This window comes from Pseudomonas sp. GW822-FHT03F08 (assembly GCF_058801265.1).
Map to the genome: position 1 here is coordinate 579,737 of NZ_JBXANC010000002.1, position 23,079 is coordinate 602,815.

Sequence of the window (23,079 nt, forward strand, 5' to 3'; positions counted from 1 at the left end):
TCTGTCATGACGTCTGAAAACAACCCGCTGCGACACGCTGCCCGTCATTTTCCCCCAACTACGACTTTCGACCGCTTGGCCATCCCCGGCCTGATTCTGGCTTTCGTGGTGTTTTACCTGCTGCCGTTGATGACTCACGGCCTGTGGATCCCCGATGAAACCCGCTACGGCCAGATCAGCCAGGAAATGCTGCTCAGCGGCAACTGGGTGGCCCCGCACTTCATGGGCATCCGCTATTTCGAGAAGCCGATCGCCGGTTACTGGATGATTGCGATCGGTCAGGCGATTTTCGGTGACAACCTGTTCGGCGTGCGTATCGCTTCGGCGCTGAGTACCGGTGCCAGCGTCTGGCTGACTTACCTGATGGCCCGCCGGCTCTGGAACAACCCGCGCATCAGCGCCGCGAGCGCCCTGCTTTATATGAGTTTCGGGCTGATTGCCGGTCAGGCCGGTTATGCCAACCTCGATCCGCAGTTCACCCTGTGGGTCAACCTGAGCATGGTTGCCGTGTGGTTTGCCATCGACAGCCGCACGCCCCGCGCTCGCCTGGGTGGCTGGGCACTGCTGGGTGTTGCGTGCGGCATGGGCCTGATGACCAAGGGTTTTCTGGCCTTGCTGCTGCCGGTGCTGATCGCCCTGCCCTACATGATCTGGCAACGCCGCTTCGGCGAACTGGTGCGTTACGGACTGGTTGCCGTGGTGGTTTGCGTGCTGATCAGCCTGCCGTGGGTATTGGCTGTTCATTATCGGGAACCTGACTTCTGGCGGTTCTTCTTCTGGCACGAACACATCCGTCGCTTTGCCGCCGGCGATGCCGCGCAACATGCTCGCCCGTGGTGGTTCTACCTGCCGTTGCTGTTTGCCTCCACCCTGCCGTGGGCCGTGCTGCTGCCTTCGACGCTCCTGCGCACCTGGCGCGAAAAGCGTGAGGCAAAAACCGCTTACCTTGCGCTGTGGTTCCTGCTGCCACTGGCCTTTTTCAGCCTGAGCAGCGGCAAACTGCCGACCTACATCATGCCGTGCCTGCTGCCGATCGCCCTGTTGATGGGACAAACCGTGATCAACTGGCTGAATCAGAACAGTGGCCGTGTCTTGCGCCTGAACGGTGTGATCAACACCGTCATCGCCAGCGCTGCGCTGGTGGCGCTGCTTTATCTGCAAGCGACCAAAGAAATCTACGAAAACACCGAGATGTTCAGCCTGTCGCTGGTGTACATCGTGCTGGTGGGCTGGATCATCGCCAACGCCTTGCAGGTGTTGCGACCACTGACGTTGTGGGCGATGCCGGCGCTGGGCATCGGTCTGCTGGTGGCGTTGCTGCCTGCGGCCATGCCGGCGCAGATCGTCAACAGCAAGATGCCTGACCAGTTCATTGCCGAGCATCAACAGGAACTGGGTGAAACCTCATCCTTGCTGAGCAACGACCTGGGCGCAGCCTCGGCGCTGTCGTGGCGTTTGAAGCGGCCGCAAGTGGATCTGTTCAACACGATCGGTGAACTCAAATACGGTCTCGAAGACCCGGCCATGGCGGCGCGTAAAGTCACCATGGAAAACGTCGGCCAATGGATGACCGATGCGCGGAAAAAAGGCGCGGTCGGTGTGGTCTTGCGCGTCAACAGTACCCAGGAAGAGCAGGAAGTCGAATTGCTGCCGGTGGACGGCAAGCACTACCGTCGCGGCAATCTGCAGATCTTCATCTTTGCGCAGAGCCAGCCATGACCTTGCGCAACAATGAACGGGGCGCCCTGCTGCTCCTGCTGGCCGCCAGCGCCCTGATGTTGCTGCTCGGCCTGGGCAGCCGCGAGCTCTGGGGCGCAGAAACCCGCTGGGCCAACATCGCGTTGCAGATGCTGCAAAGCGGCGATTACTTCGACCCGTACCTTAAGGGCGATCCCTACTACGACAAACCGTTGTTGTCGTATTGGCTGATCACCGCAACCGCCTGGCTGACCGGTGGCCTGGATCACTGGTCGTTGCGCCTGTCTTCGGTGGTATCCGCGTGGTTGAGCGTCTGGCTGGTGTACCTGCTGGGCGAGCGCCTGTTTCGCAAAGGCACCGGCCTGATCGCCGGCTGGATGCTGGCGACCACGTTCTATTTCGTGTTCTGGGCGCGGGTCGCCACGGCCGACATCCTGACGGTGTGCGGTGTGCTGGCGGCAGTCTGGTGGTACTGGCGCGGGCCGGATGACACTCGGTTTTCACGCTATTTAGTGTTCTGCGTTTTGCTGTCCCTGACTTCGCTGTTCAAAGGCCTGATCGGCTTCATCCTGCCGGGGCTGGTGCTGTTGCCGCATCTATTGAATGAAGGTCGCTGGAAGCGCCATCTCAACCTGCGCCTGCTCGGGGCGCTGCTGGTGGCCGGGGCGTTCTATATGACGCCATTCCTGCTGTCCCATCTTTACGGTGCGCCGAACTACGGGGAAAGCGGCCTGGGATTGGTGCTGAGGGAAAACGTCGTGCGGTTCTTCCAGCCGTTCGACAACATCGGCCCGATCTACACCTATTTGTTGTACCTGCCGGTGTATACCCTGCCCTGGGCGCCGTGCTGGATCATCGCCCTGTGGGTTGCCGCGCGGAACTGGAAACACATCGAACCGGACACCCGCTGGCTGATTCAGGGCCTGGGGTTGTTGATGCTGTTCTTCACCGCCAGTGGCAGCCGGCGCAGTTACTACGTGCTGCCGCTGGTGCCGTTCGCGCAACTGCTCGGGGCCTGGTGGATCACTCGGCGCATGGCTGCGCGCAATGCCGAAAGCCCGTTCGGCGGGCGTGGCCTGAAAATCGGTTTCGGCGTGGCTACCGTCCTGCTGCTCGGTATTCTCGGCGTGCTTTACCCGTGGACCAACAGCGGCGGCGGCGCGATCCGTTTCGGCGAGACCGTGCGCCTGCAAGCCAGCCAAAAGGCGCCATTGAGTCAGTGGCACATGGTCATGGTCGAGGTGGACAACAAAGTGCCGATGTACCTGCAGACCGGCGGTGCACCGTTCTACTACGTGCCGGAAACCCGGGATTTCCCGCGTGATGGCGATGCTGCCGCGATGTTCGAGTGGCTGGAGCGCACCAGCGGCCGGCATTGGGATCCGCAACGGACCATCTTTGTCGCCCAGTACCGCACCGGCGATCCGGTGCCACTCGAGCAGCTCGGTCGCGACCATCAAGTCATCACCACCACCCCGACCCGCGGCGAACAAGTGTTCCACGGACGCGAAGATCAAAGCGTCGCCTACCTCCCCCAAGGCTCCTGAAAGACAACGCCGGGTTCGCCCGGCGTCCCCGCCAAGTGACTGCTAACCTGAATGGCAATGACATGTATTAACGGTTTGTTTGACGTTTTTTTCTCATTTGCCTCTCTACATTGCCAGCCAGCCAACATATGCAAATCATTCGCATTGAAATTTCCCCGCGAACGGTTGCCCATAACGTCTAAAAAACAGGAGCTGCCCCGTCATGAGTTCATCCATTCCGTCCTTTCTCAAGCACGCTGCTCTGGCGACGGCGCTGCTGGCTGCCGGCCAGGTGTTTGCCGCCGACTCGGTTGGTATCGTGGTCTACAACGCCCAGCATGAAACCCTGACCAAGGCGTGGGTCGCCGGCTTCACCGAAGAAACCGGGATCCCGGTCACGATCCGTAACGGCGACGACACGGAAATGGGCAACCAGATCGTGCAGGAAGGTGCGTCTTCTCCGGCAGACGTGTTCCTGACGGAAAACTCCCCGGCGATGGTGCTGGTGGACAATGCCAAGCTGTTCGCCCCGGTAGCACCGGCCACCCTTGAACAAGTGGGCGCAGCCTATCGTCCGGCGCACGGCCAATGGGTCGGCATCGCCGCTCGCTCCACCGTATTCGTCTATAACCCGGCGAAACTGGCGGAAAAAGACCTGCCAAAATCCCTGACGGACCTCGCCTCCCCAGCCTGGAAAGGCCGCTGGGCTGCCTCGCCTGCCGGCGCGGACTTCCAGGCCATCGTCGCCGCCGTGCTGGAACAGAAAGGCGAAGCCGCCACCCTTGAATGGCTCAAGGGCATGAAAGCCAACTTCACCGCCTACCGTGGCAACAGCTCCGTGCTCAAAGCGGTCAATGCCGGGCAGATCGACAGCGGCGTGATCTATCACTATTACTACTTCGTCGATCAGTCCAAGACCGGCGAAAACAGCAAGAACACCGCCCTGCACTACTTCAAGCATCAAGACCCGGGCGCGTTCGTGAGCATTTCCGGCGGTGGCGTGCTGGCGTCCAGCAAGCACAAGGACGAGGCTCAGAAATTCCTCCAATACATCACCGGCAAGCAGGGCCAGGAAGTTCTGCGCACCGGCAACTCCTTTGAATACGCCGTGGGCAAGGACGCAGCATCCAACGCCAAACTGGTACCGTTGAAGGATCTGGACGCGCCAAAAGTCGACGCATCGAAGCTCGACAGCAAGAAAGCCGTCGAACTGATGACCCAGGCAGGACTGCTGTAATTGATGCCTGAAACTTTACCGGCGGGGATCGCTGCGGCGCCCCCCGCCAACCTTTCACGCAGGACCCGCGCCCTCAACGGTCGCGGGAGCCCTTGGGTGGTCGTGCTGGCGATCGGTGTGTCACTGCTGTCGTTACTGCCGATCGGTTTTGTCATCGGCGTGTCGTGGTACACCGGTTGGGCGACCATCGAAGCGTTGATCTTCCGCCCCCGGGTGGCCGAACTGCTGATCAACACCGTATTGCTGGTATTGATCACCCTGCCAATCTGCATTGTGCTCGGCACCACTCTCGCCTGGCTGACCGAACGCACCAATCTGCCGGGTCGGCGATTGTGGTCACTGCTGGCGGTCGCGCCGCTGGCGGTGCCGGCGTTCGTGCACAGTTACGCGTGGGTCAGCCTGATTCCGTCGATCAATGGATTGCCGGCCGGCGTGCTGGTGTCGGTGATCGCCTATTTTCCGTTCCTTTATCTGCCGATCGCGGCGACATTGCGTCGCCTCGACCCGGCGATTGAAGACGTTGCCGAATCCCTCGGCCTCAAGCCGTGGGCCGTGTTCTTCCGGGTGGTCTTGCCGCAATTGCGCCTGGCGATCTGTGGCGGCGCGCTGTTGGTGGGTCTGCACTTGCTGGCCGAGTACGGCCTGTACGCGATGATCCGCTTCGATACGTTCACCACCGCCATTTTCGATCAGTTCAAATCCACCTTTAACGGTCCGGCCGCCAATATGCTCGCCAGTGTCCTGGCGCTGTGCTGTCTGGCGATGCTGACCGTTGAATCCAGCGCCCGAGGCCAGGCACGTTATGCCCGGGTCGGTTCCGGCAGCGCCCGCGAACAGCGGACCGTGCGCCTCAAACGTGGCACCGCCGCGCTGGGTCTGTGCCTGCAAGTCCTGACCTGCCTGCTGGCGCTCGGCGTCCCGATGCTGACGCTGGGCAAGTGGCTGATCGCGGGCGGCGCCGAGGTCTGGCAAGGCGAAGAGTTGTTGCCGGCGCTGCTTCAGACCCTGTCGTTCGGTGTGGCCGGGGCGTTGTTGACCAGCCTTGCCGCGATTCCGATTGCCTGGCTGTCGATCCGCGCGCCCGGCAAGCTGCAGCGTCTGCTTGAAGGCTGTAACTACATCACCAGTTCTCTGCCGGGGATTGTCGTGGCACTGGCGCTGGTCACCGTGACGATCCACTTCGCCCGGCCGATCTACCAGACCACCATCACCGTGCTGCTGGCGTACCTGCTGATGTTCCTGCCGCGAGCGCTGGTCAGCCTGCGTGCCGGTTTCGCCCAGGCGCCGGTGGAGCTGGAAAACATCGCGCAAAGCCTCGGTCGCTCGCCCCTGCGCGCCTTGTGGCTGATCACCTTGCGCCTGGCCGCGCCCGGTGCGGCAGCGGGTGCAGCGCTGGTGTTCCTGGCGATCACCAATGAATTGACCGCAACCCTGTTGCTCGCGCCCAATGGCACGCGCACCCTGGCCACCGGTTTCTGGGCCATGACCAGCGAAATCGACTACGCCGCCGCAGCGCCTTACGCGCTGCTGATGGTGGTGCTTTCGCTGCCGCTCACGGCCATCCTCTATCACCAATCCAGGCGCAGTGCCGGCCGATGAACGCTCTCGACATCATCAATCTCAGCAAATCCTTCGGCGCGCAAACGGCGCTGGACACCATCAACCTGTCCGTCCCGACGGGCAGCCGCACCGTGATCGTCGGCCCGTCAGGCTCCGGCAAGACCACGCTGCTGCGAATGATCGCCGGGTTCGAATTTCCCGATGCCGGCAGCCTGACGCTCAACGGCCAGACGCTGGTCGACAGCACCCACGCCGTGCCCGCCTACCAGCGGCAGATCGGCTATGTACCGCAGGATGGCGCGCTGTTTCCGCACATGACCGTGGCGGACAACATCGGTTTCGGGCTCAGCGAGACCGGCAGCGCCAGAACCGAGCGCATTCAGGCGTTGATGGACAGCGTGGCCCTGAACGCCAACATGGCCGCGCGCTGGCCCCACGAACTGTCCGGTGGCCAGCAGCAACGGGTATCACTCGCCCGGGCACTGGCCCAGCAACCACGCCTGATGCTGTTGGATGAACCCTTTTCCGCCCTCGACACCGGCCTGCGCGGCGCCATGCGCAAAATGGTCGCCCGCCTGCTCGAAGAGGCCGGTGTGACCACGATTCTGGTCACCCACGACCAAAGCGAAGCGCTGTCGTTTGCCGACCAGTTGGCCGTCATGCGTGACGGACGACTGGTGCAATCGGGGCATCCAATGGACCTCTACCGCTATCCGGACGACGAGCAGACCGCACGTTTTCTCGGTGAAGCGGTGGTCATGCCGGCGCGGATCGAGGCCGGCTGGGCCCATTGCGATCTGGGGCGGATCGCGGTGAACAGCAACGGTTTCTCCGGCCCGGCGCAGATCATGCTGCGCCCGGAACAGCTTCAGCTGTCCGACCTTCCCGCCGACTCGGAGGGCTGCAATGCCGTCGTCACCGAACGCGACTTCGGCGGCAACACCTGCACCCTGACGGTCGAACTTTGCGCCACGACCAACGAAGAATCCGGCCGCTCGCTACTGGTTCGCAGCACGGGCATGCACGCGCCACCGGCCGGCAGCGCCGTGCAACTGTCGATACTTGGGGCCGCCCACATCTTCGAAGCGTCCTGACGTTCAGCTACAGATCGAAACGATCCACGGCGCGGCGCCGCTCGTTGTCGTCGCGCACGTCGTAGTTGGCGGTCGTCTGGATATTGCTGTGGTGCGCCAGTTTCTGGGCAATCGACAGGTCGTGCTCCTCGATCACCCGGGTGATGAATGAACGGCGGAAATCGTGGGGCATGATCTTCACCCCGACCTGCGTGCCGCGCTGGCGGGCGATGTAATAGATCGCGTGTTTGGTGATGCGCTCGCGGGTGATGTGGCTGCCACGGCGGATGCGGTTGAACAGAAACGCATCGTCGCTTTCACCTTCCTTGAGCTCGGAACGGCGAAATTCCAGCCAGGTATTGAGTTTGGCGAACGCCCAGGCCGGTGCGTACTTGATCAGTTGCTTGTTGCCCTTGGCGTTGACGCACAAGCTGCGTTCAGTGAAATCCACCTGGTTCAAATCCAGGTCCACTGACTCGGATTTACGCATTCCGGTGCCGTACAACAGCGCAATCACGGCAGCGTCACGCAGCCCCTGCGGGCGCGGGTCGGCGGCGCAGACTTCCATCAGTTCGTGAATCAGCGTGCGCTTCAGATTGCGCCCCTGAGACAGTCGCGTGCCGGCGATGCCCTTGACCGAACGCATCTTCAAAAGATGATCCTGAGTGATCAGGCTCATGCGCCAGGCTTCGTTCATCACGCCGCGAATGGCATTTACATAAAGTGAAGAGGTGTTGGGAGCATAGTTGTCTGCACGCAATGCCGCGACTAACGCCACAACATCTTCGGGTTGTAAGGCGTGCCACGGAATGTCCTCGACATTCATGTCTTCAAAGCCGAGACGGTCGGCGGCATCCTGCAAAACGTAACGCATGGTGAGTTGGCTGGAAGGTGCCAAACGCGCCAGATACAAGGACAAAGGGTTACTTCTGATGGATTCTGAAGGGGTAACGGATAAGCTGCTCAAACGAAAGGCCTTGAGTAAAAACAGTCCAGCACAACAACTAACAACTGCAATGAACTTGATGTAAAGAAGAGTCTTGTAGTAGGACTTTTCCGATAAAACCGCAGAAGTCTGAACAGCGGCTGTATGAATTCCAGATAAACGATTCACCGACCGGTTTTTCATATTCCTTTCACAAAATCGGGAATAACCTTAGGTGGATAGGTCCTCAGTCGGTACCGCCCAACCTGCCGGGCAACGCCTGAAAAGTCAACCAACCCCCGACGTCTTGCTGCTCCAGCAACTCGTTGATGCAAAACCTGTTTTTTGCGTCTACGCTGGGATTGGATCCGATGAACAGATGGATCTGTCCATTTTTATCGCAATGAGGTGTCCATGAGTCAGGCGTTTCTCCCCTTCTCCCGCCCGAGTATTGGCGATGAGGAAATTGCGGCCGTCGAACAGGTACTGCGTTCAGGCTGGATCACCACCGGGCCGAAAAACCAGGCACTTGAAGAACAGTTCGCGCAGTACGTGGGTTGCAAGCACGCCGTTGCACTGTCGTCTGCCACCGGCGGGATGCACATCACCCTGCTGGCCCTGGGCATTGGCCCTGGCGATGAAGTCATCACGCCTTCGCAGACCTGGGTCTCCACCGGCAACATGATTTCCCTGCTCGGCGCCACGCCGGTGTTCGTCGATGTCGACCGCGACACCCTGATGACCGACGCGGCCCGCATCGAAGCCGCCATCACGCCGCGCACCAAAGCCATCATTCCCGTGCATTACGCCGGCGCCGCGTTCGATCTCGATCCGCTGTATGCCCTGGCCGACAAGCATGGCATCGCAGTCATCGAAGACGCCGCCCACGCTGCCGGCACCCGCTACAAGGGCCGCCACGTCGGCTCCCACGGCACGGCGATCTTCTCGTTCCACGCGATCAAGAACATGACCTGCGCCGAAGGCGCGATGTTCGTCACCGACGATGAAGCCCTGGCCGCCCGTGTACGCATGCTCAAGTTCCACGGTCTGGGCGTCGATGCCTACGACCGCCTGACCGGTGGCCGCAAGCCGCAGGCCCAGGTCATGGAGCCCGGCTTCAAGTACAACCTGTCCGACATCAACGCCGCGATTGCCCTGGTGCAACTGCAGCGTCTGGACGCCATCAACGCCCGCCGTACTGAACTGGCCACCCAATACCTGCAAAAACTCGAAGGTCTGCCGGTGCAACCGCTGGCCGTGCCGCAGTACGCCCAGCAGCACGCCTGGCACCTGTTCATCCTGCGCATCGACAGCGAGCGCTGCGGGATGGATCGTGAAGCCTTCATGAAAGGTTTGCAGGAGCAAGGCATCGGCACCGGTATCCACTTCATTGCCACCCACCTGCACACCTGGTATCGCCAGCGTGACCCTGATCTGTATCTGCCCAACACCGAATGGAACTCGGCGCGGCTGTGCTCGATTCCGCTGTTCCCCGACATGACCGACCAGGATCTGGATCGTGTTGTCGGTGCCATCGCCACCCTTATGGACAAACGCTCGTGAGACCTTACCCGATAAAATGCGTGTCGATCGTCATCCCGGTCTACAACGAAGAGGACAGTCTGCCTGAGCTGCTTCGGCGCACAGAGGCGGCCTGCGCCCAACTCAAACATGACTACGAAATCGTGCTGGTCGACGACGGCAGTCGCGATGAATCGGCCAACATGCTCGAGGAAGCCGCCGGGCGTGAAAACAGCCCGTTCGTAGCGGTCATCCTCAACCGCAACTACGGTCAGCACGCGGCGATCATGGCCGGTTTCGAACAGTGCAAGGGCGACGTGGTGATTACCCTCGACGCCGACCTGCAAAACCCGCCGGAAGAAATCCCGCGTCTGGTGGCCGAAGCCGAAAAAGGCTACGACGTGGTCGGCACCGTGCGCGGTAACCGTCAGGATTCGGCCCTGCGCCGCTATCCGTCGAAGCTGATCAACCTCGCCGTGCAACGCTCCACCGGCGTGGCCATGAGCGACTACGGCTGCATGCTGCGCGCCTATCGCCGCACCATCATCGACGCGATGCTCGCCTGCCGCGAACGCAGCACGTTCATTCCGATCCTGGCCAACAGTTTCGCCCGTCACACCACCGAAATCGTCGTGGCCCACGCCGAGCGTGAACACGGTGATTCGAAATACAGCCCGATGCGCCTGATCAACCTGATGTTCGATCTGGTGACCTGCATGACCACCACGCCGTTGCGTCTGTTGAGCATCGTCGGCTTCGCCATGGCCGGTCTGGGTGTGCTGTTCGCCGTTGCGCTGATCATCCTGCGCCTGGCGTTTGGCGCTGGCTGGGCCGGTGACGGCACCTTCGTACTGTTTGCGGTGCTGTTCGTGTTTACCGGTGGCCAGTTCATCGGTATGGGCCTGCTGGGTGAATACCTGGGCCGCATGTACAGCGACGTGCGAGCTCGCCCGCGTTTCTTCATTGAAAAGGTGTTGCGCAGTCAGCCGGCCTCCCCGGCACCTGCGGTCACCGTTGATGGTCTCTCTTCTACTTCCACTTCTTCCGATCAGGTTCTCTCATGAGTGCAAAAACCGTTGTCTTCGCTTACCACGATATTGGCTGCGCCGGCATTGAAGCCCTGTTGAACAGCGGCTACGACATTGCAGCAGTGTTCACTCACGCCGATGATCCGAAGGAAAACGCCTTCTACGCCTCGGTTGCGCAACTGTGCGCCAACAAGGGCATCCCGGTACACGCGCCGGAAGACGCCAACCACCCGCTGTGGATCGAGCGCATCGCCAAGCTCGACCCGGATTACATTTTCTCGTTCTACTACCGCAACCTGCTGAGCGAGCCGCTGCTGGCCCTCGCCAAAAAAGGTGCGTTCAACCTGCACGGCTCGCTGCTGCCACGCTACCGTGGTCGCGCACCGGCCAACTGGGTGCTGGTCAACGGCGAAACCGAAACCGGCGTGACCCTGCACCGCATGGTCAAACGCGCTGATGCCGGCGCCATCGTCGCCCAGCAACGCGTGGCCATCGAGCGCAGCGATACCGGTCTGAGCCTGCACGCCAAGCTGCGCACCGCTGCCAGCGACCTGCTGCGTGACACCTTGCCGAACATGCTGCAAGGCAAGATCACCGAAACCCCGCAAGACGAATCCAAGGCCACCGTGTTTGGTCGCCGTACCCCAGCTGACGGCAAGCTGGTCTGGGCAAAACCGGCCGAAGAGCTGTTCAACCTGGTTCGCGCCGTGACCCGTCCATACCCGGGCGCCTTCTGCGCCGTGGGCGAGCACAAGCTGATCGTCTGGAGCGCCGAAGTCGTCAAGGGCAACGACGGTCAGGCCCCTGGCCGCGTGATCAGCGTCGATCCGCTGCGCATCGCCTGCGGTGAAGACTCGCTGGTGATCAACGCCGGTCAGCGCAACGACAACGGTCTGTACCTGAGCGGCCCGCAACTGGCCAACGAACTGGGCCTGGTAGACGGTTCGCTGCTGCGCGGCGCCGAGTCCGGCCGTGCACCACGCCGCACCCGCGTGCTGATCCTGGGCGTCAACGGTTTCATCGGCAACCACTTGTCCGAGCGCCTGCTGCGTGACGACCGCTACGAAGTCTATGGCCTGGACATCGGTTCCGACGCCATCTCCCGTCTGCGCGACCACCCGAACTTCCACTTCGTCGAAGGCGACATCAGCATTCACTCCGAGTGGATCGAGTACCACATCAAGAAGTGCGACGTGGTCCTGCCGCTGGTGGCCATCGCCACCCCGATCGAATACACCCGCAACCCGCTGCGCGTGTTCGAACTGGACTTCGAAGAGAACCTGAAACTGGTTCGCTACTGCGTCAAGTACAACAAGCGCGTGATCTTCCCGTCGACCTCCGAAGTCTATGGCATGTGCCAGGACAAGAACTTCGACGAAGACAGCTCGAACCTGATCGTCGGCCCGATCAACAAGCAGCGCTGGATCTACTCGGTCTCCAAGCAACTGCTGGACCGCGTAATCTGGGCTTACGGCGCCAAAGGCCTGAACTTCACCCTGTTCCGTCCGTTCAACTGGATGGGTCCGCGTCTGGACCGTCTGGACTCGGCCCGTATCGGCAGCTCCCGCGCCATCACCCAGCTGATCCTGAACCTGGTGGAAGGCACGCCGATCCGCCTGTTCGACGGCGGCGAGCAGAAACGCTGCTTCACCGACATCGCTGACGGCGTTGAAGCCCTGGCACGCATCATCGATAACGACAACGATGTCTGCAACGGTCAGATCATCAACATCGGCAACCCGGAAAACGAAGCCAGCATCCGTCAACTGGGCGAAGAACTGCTGCGTCAGTTCGAAGCTCACCCGCTGCGCTCCAACTTCCCTCCGTTCGCCGGTTTCCGCGACGTGGAAAGCAAGGCGTTCTACGGTGCCGGTTACCAGGACGTGGAACACCGCAAGCCAAGCATCGCCAACGCCAAGCGCCTGCTGAACTGGGAGCCGACCGTGGAAATGCGCGAGACCATCGGCAACACGCTCGACTTCTTCCTGCGTGAAGCCATGCTCGAAATCGCGGACAAGCGTTAATGCAGGCAGGTCTTCGTATCGATGTCGACACCTACCGAGGCACCCGTGAAGGGGTGCCCCGGCTGCTGGAAATCCTCGACGAAGCGCAGGTCAAGGCAACGTTTTTCTTCAGTGTCGGCCCGGACAACATGGGCCGACATCTGTGGCGCCTGATCCGCCCGCAATTCCTCTGGAAAATGCTCCGTTCCAATGCCGCCGGCCTTTACGGCTGGGACATTCTGCTGGCCGGCACCGCCTGGCCCGGCAAGCCGATTGGTCGCGATCTCGGGCACCTGATGCGTCAGGCCCGGGACGCCGGTCATGAAGTCGGCCTGCACGCCTGGGATCACCATGGCTGGCAGGCCAATGCCGGCACCTGGAGCGACGCGCAACTGATCGAGCAGATCCGTCGCGGCGTCGACACCCTCAGCGACATCATCGGCGAGAAGATCCAGTGCTCGGCCGCCGCCGGCTGGCGTGCGGACGAACGCGTGATCGAAGCCAAGGAAACCTTCGGTTTTCGCTACAACAGCGACTGCCGCGGGCAACAGGTGTTTCGACCTCTGTTGGCCGATGGTTCGGTGGGTGCGCCGCAGATTCCGGTGGACATGCCGACCTTCGACGAGGTCGTCGGCCCGACCGTGGCGGCGAAGGACTTCAACACCTTCATCCTTGACCGGTTCCGTCCGGACAACCTCAACAACTACACCATTCATGCCGAAGTAGAAGGGATTCTGATGGCCGAAGAGTTTCGTCGATTGCTGGCCGATGCACGCCAGCGACACATCGAGTTCAAACCTTTGGGCGACCTGCTGCCCGAGTTTCTCAACACATTGCCTGTCGGCCGTGTGCAACGTGGCGCCCTCGAAGGCCGTGAAGGCTGGCTGGGAGTGCAAGGCGCATGAGCAAACGCTGGGCATTGCCGCTGCTGATCGGACTTTTTCTGCTGGCCTACCTGCTGCCGCTCGGCACGCATGGCTTGTGGATTCCCGATGAAACCCGTTACGCACAGATCAGCCAGGACATGCTGCTGAGCGGCAACTGGGTGTCCCCGCACTTCATGGGCCTGCGTTATTTCGAGAAACCGATTGCCGGTTACTGGATGATCGCGCTCGGCCAGGAATTGTTCGGGCAGAACCTGTTCGGTGTGCGTTTCGCCTCGGCCCTCAGCACCGGATTGAGTGTGCTGTTGTGCTTCCTGATCGCTCGCCGGTTGTGGAACGAGCCGCGCAAAAGCTTCATCTGCGCCCTCCTCTACATGAGCTTTACCGTCGTCGCCGGCCAGGCTGGTTACGCCAACCTCGATCCGCAGTTCACCTTCTGGGTCAACCTGAGCCTTGTGGCGCTATGGTTTGCCGTCGACAGCCGCAGTACCGGGCAACGTCTGGCCAGTTGGGCGGTGTTGGGGCTGGCCTGTGGCATGGGGTTCATGACCAAGGGTTTTCTCGCCTGGCTGCTGCCGGTGCTGATCGCCCTGCCGTGGATGCTCTGGCAGAAGCGCTGGCGTGAGCTGCTGATCTACGGTCCGGTGGCGATTGCCGTCGCGATCATCGTCAGCCTGCCCTGGGTCCTCGCGGTTCATGCGCAGGAGCCAGACTACTGGCGGTTCTTCTTCTGGCACGAACACATCCGCCGCTTTGCCGGTGACGACGCTCAACATGATGCGCCGTGGTGGTTCTATCTGCCGTTGCTGGTCGCGTTCAGCCTGCCGTGGGTCGGCATGTTGCCGCCGGCCTTCAAGCAAGCCTGGCAGACCCGTGCTCAACCGGGCATTGCCTTCCTGCTGCTGTGGCTGGTGATGCCGCTGGCGTTTTTCAGCCTGGCCAACGGCAAGCTGCCGACCTACATCCTGCCGTGCCTGCTGCCGCTGGCGCTGCTGCTGGGTCATGCACTGGCCGACCGTCTGCGTCTGGAACAAGGTCGGGCACTGAGCGTCAATGGTCTGCTGAACCTGGTGCTGGGCGTCATCACGCTGATCGCACTGGTTTACCTGCAATTGAAAAAACCGGTGTACGACCACGAACTGCACAGCATGGTGCTGGTGTTCATCGCCCTGATCGGCTGGATCATCGCCAACCTGGCGCAAGCGTTTCTGCCATTGCAATGCTGGGCGGCTCCGGCCCTCGGCAGCCTGCTGCTGATCGGTGTGCTGCCGGCCGCGTTGCCGAAGTCCGTGGTGGCCAACAAGACCCCGGACCAGTTCATCCTGCATCACCTCGACGAACTGTCCGGCACCACTCACCTGTTGAGTAACGATCTGGGGGCCGCCTCGGCACTGGCCTGGCGTCTGAAGCAACCCAAGGTGGCGTTGTACAACACCGTGGGCGAGCTGAAATATGGCCTGTCCTATCCTGAAGGCGCCGAACAGCGGATCACCACCGATGAAGTCCAGCAGTGGGTGCGTGATGCCCGCCGCACCGGCTCGGTCGGCGTGGTCATGCGGGTCAAGGGCGACGACGAGCTGCACGAAGTCGACCTGCTGCCCAAGGACGGCACGCGTTATGAGCAGGGCAACCTGGTGATCATGGTCCTGCCCAAGGATCCGTCATGAGCTGGTTGCTGTTGCTGACCGCGTGTCTGCTGACGTGCCTGGGCCAGGTCGCGCAAAAGTATGCGGTGGAGAGCTGGCGCGGGGTCGACTCGTCCTGGGCCGATAAACTGCGTTCGCCGTGGCTGTGGCTGGCCCTGTTCGCACTGGGCTCGGGCCTGCTGGTCTGGCTGTTGGTGCTGCAACGCCTTGAAGTGGGCATCGCTTACCCGATGCTCAGCCTCAACTTTGTGCTGATTACGCTGATCGCGCGTTTCGTGTTTCGCGAACCGATCGATCGCCAGCACTGGATCGGTGTGGCACTGGTGATCGGCGGCGTGGCACTGCTGGGGCAACAGTCATGAACCAGGGACGCGGCATCGGCTTCGCCCTTGGCAGCGTGTTGCTGGTCAGCGGCGCCCAACTGGGCATGCGCTGGAGCATGACGCGCCTGCCGCAGCCTGAACAATGGTTGTCCGCGCTGACCACCGGCAACGTCGATCTGATGGCGCTGGCGGTGGTGTTCACGGCCATTCTCGCCTATGCGCTGTCAATGCTCTGCTGGCTCGCCGCCCTGCGCGACCTGCCGCTGGGCCGGGCCTATTCACTGCTGAGCATCAGCTACGCGCTGGTGTATCTGCTGGCGGCCAGCCTGCCGCTGTTCAACGAATCCTTCAGTTTTACCAAATCACTGGGCGTGGCACTGGTCATGCTCGGCGTCATCACTATCAACACTCGTCCGGCAAAAGCGCCCGATTTGAGGAGTGCTCCATGAAAATCACAGTATTTGGAAGCGGTTACGTCGGCCTGGTGCAAGCCGCGGTTCTGGCCGAGGTCGGCCATGATGTCGTGTGCATGGATATCGATCAGAAGAAGGTCGAACTGCTCAGCCAGGGTCACGTCAGCATCTTCGAACCGGGGCTGTCGAGCCTGGTGCGTGAAGGCCTGGATTCCAGCCGCCTGCACTTCACGTCCGATGAAAAGTTTGCCGTACAGCACGGTCGCGTAGCGTTCATTGCTGTGGGCACACCGTCCAGCGAGGATGGCTCGGCCGATTTGAAATACGTCCTGTCGGTGGGCGATGCCGTCGCTCGTCATCGTGAGCAGCCGCTGATCCTGGTCGAGAAATCCACCGTACCGGTCGGCACCGGCGACACCTTGCGTGCGCATATTCAGGCCGCGCTGGACAAGGCCGGGCGTGCACTGCAGTTCGATATCGTCTCCAACCCGGAATTCCTCAAGGAAGGTTCGGCGGTCTCCGACTGCCGTCGTCCGGACCGCATCGTCATCGGCTGCGAAGGCGATGACGTGCGCGACGTGATGCGCGACCTGTACTCGCCGTTCAACCGCAACCATGACCGCATCATGTTCATGGACCTGCGCAGCGCCGAACTGACCAAATACGCCGCCAACTGCATGCTGGCGACCAAGATCAGCTTCATCAACCAGATCGCTGAACTGGCCGAACACCTGGGCGCGGACATCGAGTCGGTTCGCCAGGGCATCGGCGCCGACACGCGCATCGGTTACCACTTCATCTACCCGGGCTGCGGTTACGGTGGCTCGTGCTTCCCCAAAGACATGCGCGCGCTGATCCACAGTGCCGAACAGGCCCATTGCTCCAGCGACCTGCTGCAAGCGGTCGAAGCGATCAACGAGCGTCAGAAGCACAAACTGTTCGACCGCATCAATGCGTTCTACAAAGGTGATCTACGCGGCAAGACCTTCGCCCTGTGGGGCCTGGCGTTCAAGCCGAACACCGACGATATGCGCGACGCGCCTAGCCGCGTGCTGCTCGATTCGCTGTTTGCCGCCGGCGCCAGCGTTCGCGCCTTCGACCCGGAAGCGATGCAGGAAACCCAGCATCTGTACCCGAACGAAGAAAAACTGATGCTGATGGGCACCCCGGAATCGGTACTGTCCGGTTCCGACGCGCTGATCATCTGCACCGAATGGCAGCAGTTCAAGGCCCCGGACTTCGACCTGATCCAGCAACGCCTCAAGGACCCGGTGATTTTCGACGGTCGTAACCTGTACGACGCCGATCGCCTGGCACGCAATGGCTTCAAGTACTTCCCGATCGGCCGTGGGGATTCGCGCAAATTGCCGATCCCGCTGCAACAATGGCCTAACACTGCGGACGTCGCTTGATCCCGTTGTCGCCTGCCATCCGCCAGCAGTCCCTGATCGCAGGGCTGCTGGCACTGTTGTTGTTTATCGCCGGGGTTTACGGACAGGCACCCATTGGCTTCGATTCACGTTTTGTACTGTTTGCCCAGGAGATGCTGAGACACGGGCCGACGGTATTCCCGACCACGTATGGCCAGCCGTACGCCGATTATTCGGCGGTTTCGACGCTGTTCATCTGGCTGTTGTCGTTGCCCTTCGGCGCGATCAATACGCTGACGGCGTGGCTGCCCAGCGCCATCGCCGGCGGGGTGATCGTGACGTTGATGTACCGCTTGCTGGCGGTGCATTCGCAACGCTGGGCGTTGATCAGCATTGCACTGCTGATGCTCACCAGCACCTTCGTTACGGAAGTCCGGGCGGTGTCGCAGGACCTGATGCTGGCTGCCGTGGCGCTGTCGGTGTTCTACCTGGGCTACGCACACGACCATTTCGGCTCCGGCCGACGCTGGCCGCTGATCTTTGCCCTGTTGTTGCTGGGCTTCGGCATTCGCGGGCCGATCGGCCTTGTGGTGCCGACCGGCATGCTCTGCAGCTATTACCTGCTCAACCGCCAATGGGCACGGCTGTTCGTGTTCGGTGTGCTGGCGTCGATCCTGCTCGCCGCCTGCGTCGGACTGCTGTTGTGGCTGGCCAAGCTCAGCGGTGGCGAGGCCTTTCTGCAAGACGTGATCCGCATGCAGTTCATGGGGCGCATGGATGGCAGTGAGGGCGTCAGCGGCTCGCTGTATTACTTCACCAGTTCGCTGGGCAACTACGCGCTGGCCTATCCACTGGCGCTGGTGGTCCTGGCGGCGGCATGGCTGAGCAAACCGCATCAGCGCGGGCCGGCCTTGCGGCTGGTGCAATATTGCGCGGCGGCCGGGTTGATCGTGATGGTCGGCCTGTCGATTCCACAGGCGAAGAAGGCACGTTACCTGCTGCCGATGTTGCCGATGGCGGCGATCATCGCGGCGTACCCGTTTCAGGTGGCTCATGGTCGGGTGTTCGCGTGGTTGCGCGGGATCATTCAGGGGCTTTGGCTGCTGACGCCGGCGCTGCTGATGGTTGCGTTGCTGGTGGCGCAGCGCAGGTTTCCGGGCGTGCTGACCGGTGTCATGCCGGTGCTGATCGTGCTGGGCGTGCTGCAACTGCTGGCGTTGTCCCGACTGTGGAAATCGCGCTGGCGCGCTGAAGTGCTGGCCCTGAGCGCGGTGTTGGCGTTGTGGACGGTCTATGCGGCGGTGTTCGAGCCGGTAGAACGTGATCTCTACGACACCCGTGCCTTCAGTCGCGCTGCGTTCGCTCAGGTTCAACAGAACCCGGCACCGCTGGTGCTGCACGGCATGGGCAAAGACGCCAAGGCGATCAAGTTCATGGTCAACGTCGAACAGGACCTGCAACCGCAGTTCACCGAAACCGTTCAGCAACTGGAAGCGCTCAATGCCCCGGCCTGGCTGATCATGGACAGCAAGGACCTGCAATCGCTGCAAGGTACGCCGCTGGCCAGTCTGCAACCGGTATTGGCCGGGCGTTTCGACAAGAACGATTACGTGCTGTTGTACCTGAAACCCTTGTAGACCTCGTTGAAGGCTGCGATCTTGCGGACTTTCCCAGGATCACAGCCTTCGGCAGTTAACGCATGACATTCACGCTTCGCCTCGCCCGGCCCGCCGACGCGGCCACCCTCCCCGCCATCGAACGCTCGGCCGCCGAGCTGTTCCGCCTCGACCCGACACTGGCCTGGCTCGCCGACAGCGATGTACCCGACGCCGCACAGCATTTGCAGGCCATCGAGCAGGGACATGTATGGGTCGCAGAAAATACTGTCGGACAACTTGCCGGTTTTTTAAGGGCCGTTGAAATCGACAACCAGTTGCACGTCGACGAACTGTCCGTCAGCCAACACTTTCAGGGCCGCGGCATCGGTCGCAAGTTACTGTTGGGCGTGATTGAACACGCACGACGGCAGCAACTTGAGGCGATCACGTTGACCACTTTCCGCGACCTGCCGTGGAATGCGCCGTTCTATCAACGCATGGGTTTTGTGCCATTGAACGAAGTGGACGCCGGACCCCGTTTGATCGAGGTACTCAACGACGAAATCGCCCACGGTTTGCCCGGCGAGCGACGTTGCGGGATGCGATTGATGCTCGGCTGAATTACAGCGGCGCCTTCAGATCAACGCCCAACGCCTGAGCGAATGCCTTCACCAACGGACTGCGCACGGTGTTGTGACGCAGGATCAGATTGAACGGCGTGGCGATGTTGATTCGCTCCGGCAGCACCGCACGAAACTGCCCCGCCGCCACCAGCGTGGCCGCGTAATGCCGGGGCAGGAAGCCTACGAAACGCCCGGTCTTGATCAGCAGCGCCACGGCTTCGACCTGGGTCGCCGAGGCGGAAAAACTGTCGTAGCGGGCAAAATTGAGCTTGTCGCGATGGATCGCGTAGCGGTGGTTGATGCACTCGTAATCCTGCAGCACGTCGCTGTTCATTTGTGCTTCAGGCATGTCGAACAACGGATGGCCGACAGCGCAGTAAACCTCCGAACGCTCTTCATATAACGGGTAATAATCAAACTCCTCGCGCTTTTGATAGACCGGCACTATTCCCGCCACTAATCGCCCTTCTACCACGCCTCTTTCCACCTCATCCAGCTGGGTGGCCTGAAGTTGAAACCTTACTTTCGGCGACTCTTCATTTATTCTTTTAAGCGCTGCAACTAACGGTGAATTAAGGTCACTGATCGTATTGTCGATCACCCCCACCCCAAGATCGCCGATAAGTTCGTTCTGTGCCGAACTAAGCCTATCCCGAAAGTTGTCGACCGACGCGAACAGATCAATCGACGCCTGATACACCAGACGCCCTTCCTCGGTCAGGTGAAACCCCTCGCGACCCCGGGTACACAGGCGCATGCCGATGCGGATTTCCAGGTCGGAGATCTGCTTGCTGATGGCCGCAAGGCCCACGTTCAGCTCGTTTTGCGCGGCGCTGAAGCCTCCCGCCTCGACCACGGCCTTGAACACCTTGAGCAGTTTGAAATCCAGTCCGCTGAGGGCCAGCGGTGCTCGGTGAGCCGTTTTCAGCGGCGGGTTTCCGGAATTGGAAAGTGGGGTTTCCATAATGCTGATTTACCTCTGGCGCAATGTTCAACAATCTGTGTCCAACAACAAAAACATCGCCGGCTAATAATAATGATCACAGAAAACAAGCCTTGGCAACCGCCAAAAAATCCCGAACATCAGTGCCAACTCACTGATCGCCAAACATTAAAAGCTGACACTTCGATCAGCTCTTGTCTCTTTGCAACTGCCCTCTTGAAAACTGCTTTGGCCTGACTCTGTTCTCTGAGTCTGTCTGCTCACTTTTCAGCGTGTTCGACAGGCCATGCACACCGATTTCAGTTCGCGTTACCGACGAGGAAAACAACAAATGTCTCAAACCACCGACCGTCTCTGGGGTGCCCGTTTCAAAAGCGGCCCGTCCGCAGCCCTGGCGGCCCTGTCCCGTTGCCCCGAGCGCTATTTCCGCCTGACGCCGTACGATCTGGCCGGCTCCAAGGCCCACGCCGGGGAACTGCAACGTGCCGGCCTGCTGGACGAGCAGGAAACCCGCACGATGATCGAAGCCCTGGACGGCATCGGTGCCGATTTTTCTGCCGGGCGCATTGCCCCGACGCTGGACGACGAAGACGTTCACACCTTCATCGAGCGCCTGCTGACCGAACGCCTCGGTGCACTGGGCGGCAAGCTGCGCGCCGGCCGTTCACGCAACGACCAGACCGCCAACGACCTGCGCCTGTTCCTGCGGGATCACGTGCGCACCCTGGCTGTGGAAGTCCTGGCCCTGCAAACGGCGCTGGTAAATCAGGCCGAGCAGCACGTCGACAGCATCTGCCCGGGTTTCACCCACCTGCAGCAGGCGCAGCCAATCGTGTTTGCCCATCACTTGCTGGCTCACGCCCAATCGATGCTGCGTGACGTGCAGCGCCTGGTGGACTGGGACAACCGCACTTCGCTGTCGCCCTTCGGTGCAGCAGCCATGGCCGGTTCCGCCATCGCTCGCCAGCCGCAGCAATCAGCGAAGGAAATGGGTTACGCCGGGGTCTGCGAAAACTCCATCGACGCCGTGGCCAGCCGCGATCACGTCGCCGAATTCCTGTTCATCGCCAGCATGCTCGGGATCAACATCTCGCGTCTGGCCGAAGAATTCTGCCTGTGGTCGTCGCGCCAGTTCCGCTGGGTCGATCTGGACGACGCCTATGCCACCGGCAGCTCGATCATGCCGCAGAAGAAGAACCCGGACATCGCCGAACTGGCGCGGGGCAAGGCAGGCCGTCTGATCGGCAACCTGACCGGCCTGCTGTCGACGCTCAAATCCCTGCCGCTGTCGTACAACCGCGACCTGAGCGAAGACAAGAACGGCGTGCTCGACAGCGTCGATACCTTGTTGTTGGTTCTGCCGGCGATGGCCGGGATGGTTGCGACCATGACCGTCAACGTCGATGAACTGCGTCGTCAGGCACCGCTGGGTTTCACCCTGGCTACCGAAGTTGCCGACTGGCTGGCGGTGCGCGGCGTGCCATTCAAGGAAGCCCACGAAATCACCGGGGCGCTGGTGCAGGCCTGTGAAAAACACAGCCTCGAATTGTGGGAAGCCTCGCCGGCGCTGCTGGCCGAAATCGACCCGCGCCTGACGGCGGACGTGCGCGACAGCCTGACCCTGGAAGCCGCCATCGCTGCCCGCAGCGGTTGGGGCGGCACCGCGCCGCAGCAAGTGCGCGAGCAGATCGGCCGACTGAAAACCGCCCTCGCTGCGCAGCAACAGTGGACCGAAAACTACCAAGGCTTCCGCCTCTAAGCCGGATCCCCCTCCCATCGGGAGGGGGTTGATCTGAAAGTACAGTGTACGGAGAAACACCATGAGCCAGACTCAGGCAGAACGACTCCAGGCGGAGCGCAAACTGGCGGAAAACCAGTTCGACATCACCCAATACCAGCACGTGCCACGGCGCTATTACGGGCGGATCTTCTTCGCCACGCTGATTGTGATCGCGATCATCGGTCTGGTGCGGGCCTTCGCCGAAGGCAAGATCGAATGGTCGTACATCGGCCAGTTCCTGACCTCCGAAGCGATCATGTGGGGCCTGCTCAACACGATCATCATGGCCGTGCTGGCCATGGCGCTGGGCATCGTGTTCGGGGTGATCACCGCGATCATGCGCATGTCGGCCAACCCGATCCTGCGCTACGTGGCGCTGACCTACACCTGGCTGTTTCGCGGTACGCCGCTGATTCTGCAACTGCTGTTGTGGTTCAACCTGGCGCTGATTTTCCCCACCATCGGCATTCCCGGCCTGTTCGAACTCGACACCGTGAGCCTGATGACGCCGTTCGTGGCCGCCCTGCTCGGCTTGAGCATCAACCAGGGCGCCTACACCGCTGAAGTGGTGCGTGCCGGCCTGCTGTCGGTGGACACCGGCCAGTACGAAGCGGCCAAGTCGATCGGCATGCCGCGCCTGCAAGCGCTGCGCCGGATCATCCTGCCGCAGGCCATGCGGATCATCATTCCGCCGGTCGGCAACGAGTTCATCGGCATGGTGAAAATGACCTCGCTGGCGAGCGTGATCCAGTACTCGGAACTGCTCTACAACGCCCAGAACATCTACTACGCCAACGCCCGGGTCATGGAGCTGCTGATCGTCGCCGGTATCTGGTACCTGGCCACCGTCACCGTCCTGTCCTTTGGTCAAAGCCGTCTGGAGCGTCGTTTCGCTCGCGGCGCCGGCAAGCGCTCGTAAGCCGCGCAG

19 protein-coding genes are annotated in these 23,079 nt (G+C 61.4%); 17 read left to right on the forward strand and 2 right to left on the reverse strand.

What is annotated here, in order from left to right:
* Positions 1-6 precede the first annotated feature (6 nt).
* The 5 genes from arnT (AC1RME_RS06425) to AC1RME_RS06445 all read left to right on the forward strand — a co-directional run bounded on the left by arnT (AC1RME_RS06425) (position 7) and on the right by AC1RME_RS06445 (position 7,115).
* Complete coding sequence (arnT, locus tag AC1RME_RS06425; RefSeq protein ID WP_096821452.1) at positions 7-1,719, forward strand: lipid IV(A) 4-amino-4-deoxy-L-arabinosyltransferase; 1,713 nt, start codon at positions 7-9, stop codon at positions 1,717-1,719.
* On the forward strand, positions 1,716-3,245 hold the full coding sequence (locus tag AC1RME_RS06430; RefSeq protein WP_096821453.1) for an ArnT family glycosyltransferase: 1,530 nt from the start codon (positions 1,716-1,718) through the stop codon (positions 3,243-3,245). The genes arnT (AC1RME_RS06425) and AC1RME_RS06430 overlap by 4 nt, the downstream gene beginning before the upstream one ends.
* A gap of 202 nt (positions 3,246-3,447) precedes the next feature.
* Positions 3,448-4,461 carry an iron ABC transporter substrate-binding protein gene (locus tag AC1RME_RS06435; RefSeq protein ID WP_096821454.1) on the forward strand — a complete coding sequence of 338 codons (1,014 nt, stop codon included), beginning with the start codon at positions 3,448-3,450 and terminating at the stop codon, positions 4,459-4,461.
* A 3-nt stretch (positions 4,462-4,464) separates the two neighbouring features.
* Positions 4,465-6,060 carry an ABC transporter permease gene (locus tag AC1RME_RS06440; protein ID WP_096821607.1) on the forward strand — a complete coding sequence of 532 codons (1,596 nt, stop codon included), beginning with the start codon at positions 4,465-4,467 and terminating at the stop codon, positions 6,058-6,060.
* Entirely contained in the window at positions 6,057-7,115 is a 1,059-nt protein-coding gene (locus tag AC1RME_RS06445) for an ABC transporter ATP-binding protein (protein ID WP_493090799.1), read from the forward strand. Before AC1RME_RS06440 ends, AC1RME_RS06445 begins: the two co-directional genes overlap by 4 nt.
* Before the next feature lie 7 nt (positions 7,116-7,122).
* Here the strand turns inward: AC1RME_RS06445 and AC1RME_RS06450 are convergent, their stop codons facing one another.
* The gene (locus AC1RME_RS06450) at positions 7,123-8,061 is read right to left on the reverse strand and encodes a site-specific integrase (protein ID WP_341807538.1); all 939 of its coding nucleotides are present in this window, start codon (positions 8,059-8,061) and stop codon (positions 7,123-7,125) included.
* A 372-nt stretch (positions 8,062-8,433) separates the two neighbouring features.
* On the opposite strand from AC1RME_RS06450, the gene arnB reads away from it, so the two are divergent.
* The 10 genes from arnB (at position 8,434) to AC1RME_RS06500 (ending at position 19,425) form a co-directional block, all read left to right on the forward strand.
* Complete coding sequence (gene arnB / locus AC1RME_RS06455) at positions 8,434-9,582, forward strand: UDP-4-amino-4-deoxy-L-arabinose aminotransferase (RefSeq protein ID WP_096821457.1); 1,149 nt, start codon at positions 8,434-8,436, stop codon at positions 9,580-9,582.
* A complete protein-coding gene (arnC, locus tag AC1RME_RS06460) occupies positions 9,579-10,604 on the forward strand; it encodes an undecaprenyl-phosphate 4-deoxy-4-formamido-L-arabinose transferase (RefSeq protein ID WP_096821458.1) in 1,026 nt (341 codons plus the stop codon). The genes arnB and arnC overlap by 4 nt, the downstream gene beginning before the upstream one ends.
* Entirely contained in the window at positions 10,601-12,592 is a 1,992-nt protein-coding gene (gene arnA / locus AC1RME_RS06465) for a bifunctional UDP-4-amino-4-deoxy-L-arabinose formyltransferase/UDP-glucuronic acid oxidase ArnA (protein WP_096821459.1), read from the forward strand. The genes arnC and arnA overlap by 4 nt, the downstream gene beginning before the upstream one ends.
* Positions 12,592-13,476: a 4-deoxy-4-formamido-L-arabinose-phosphoundecaprenol deformylase gene (arnD, locus tag AC1RME_RS06470; protein WP_096821460.1), complete on the forward strand. Its 885-nt coding sequence runs from the start codon at positions 12,592-12,594 to the stop codon at positions 13,474-13,476. Before arnA ends, arnD begins: the two co-directional genes overlap by 1 nt.
* Positions 13,473-15,122: a lipid IV(A) 4-amino-4-deoxy-L-arabinosyltransferase gene (gene arnT, locus AC1RME_RS06475; protein WP_096821461.1), complete on the forward strand. Its 1,650-nt coding sequence runs from the start codon at positions 13,473-13,475 to the stop codon at positions 15,120-15,122. Before arnD ends, arnT (AC1RME_RS06475) begins: the two co-directional genes overlap by 4 nt.
* Complete coding sequence (gene arnE, locus AC1RME_RS06480) at positions 15,119-15,463, forward strand: 4-amino-4-deoxy-L-arabinose-phosphoundecaprenol flippase subunit ArnE (protein ID WP_065257283.1); 345 nt, start codon at positions 15,119-15,121, stop codon at positions 15,461-15,463. Before arnT (AC1RME_RS06475) ends, arnE begins: the two co-directional genes overlap by 4 nt.
* Complete coding sequence (gene arnF / locus AC1RME_RS06485) at positions 15,460-15,873, forward strand: 4-amino-4-deoxy-L-arabinose-phosphoundecaprenol flippase subunit ArnF (protein ID WP_096821462.1); 414 nt, start codon at positions 15,460-15,462, stop codon at positions 15,871-15,873. Before arnE ends, arnF begins: the two co-directional genes overlap by 4 nt.
* The gene (locus AC1RME_RS06490; protein ID WP_096821463.1) at positions 15,870-17,249 is read left to right on the forward strand and encodes a UDP-glucose dehydrogenase family protein; all 1,380 of its coding nucleotides are present in this window, start codon (positions 15,870-15,872) and stop codon (positions 17,247-17,249) included. The genes arnF and AC1RME_RS06490 overlap by 4 nt, the downstream gene beginning before the upstream one ends.
* Complete coding sequence (locus AC1RME_RS06495) at positions 17,246-18,844, forward strand: ArnT family glycosyltransferase (protein ID WP_096821464.1); 1,599 nt, start codon at positions 17,246-17,248, stop codon at positions 18,842-18,844. Before AC1RME_RS06490 ends, AC1RME_RS06495 begins: the two co-directional genes overlap by 4 nt.
* Before the next feature lie 62 nt (positions 18,845-18,906).
* Positions 18,907-19,425 carry a GNAT family N-acetyltransferase gene (locus AC1RME_RS06500; protein WP_096821465.1) on the forward strand — a complete coding sequence of 173 codons (519 nt, stop codon included), beginning with the start codon at positions 18,907-18,909 and terminating at the stop codon, positions 19,423-19,425.
* A gap of 1 nt (position 19,426) precedes the next feature.
* Here the strand turns inward: AC1RME_RS06500 and AC1RME_RS06505 are convergent, their stop codons facing one another.
* A complete protein-coding gene (locus AC1RME_RS06505; protein WP_096821466.1) occupies positions 19,427-20,392 on the reverse strand; it encodes a LysR family transcriptional regulator in 966 nt (321 codons plus the stop codon).
* 310 nt (positions 20,393-20,702) lie between these two features.
* Between AC1RME_RS06505 and argH the strand changes: the two genes are divergently transcribed.
* On the forward strand, positions 20,703-22,130 hold the full coding sequence (argH, locus tag AC1RME_RS06510; protein ID WP_096821467.1) for an argininosuccinate lyase: 1,428 nt from the start codon (positions 20,703-20,705) through the stop codon (positions 22,128-22,130).
* A gap of 61 nt (positions 22,131-22,191) precedes the next feature.
* Positions 22,192-23,070, forward strand: a complete 879-nt coding sequence (locus tag AC1RME_RS06515) for an amino acid ABC transporter permease (protein WP_096821468.1) — start codon at positions 22,192-22,194, stop codon at positions 23,068-23,070.
* Positions 23,071-23,079 lie beyond the last annotated feature (9 nt).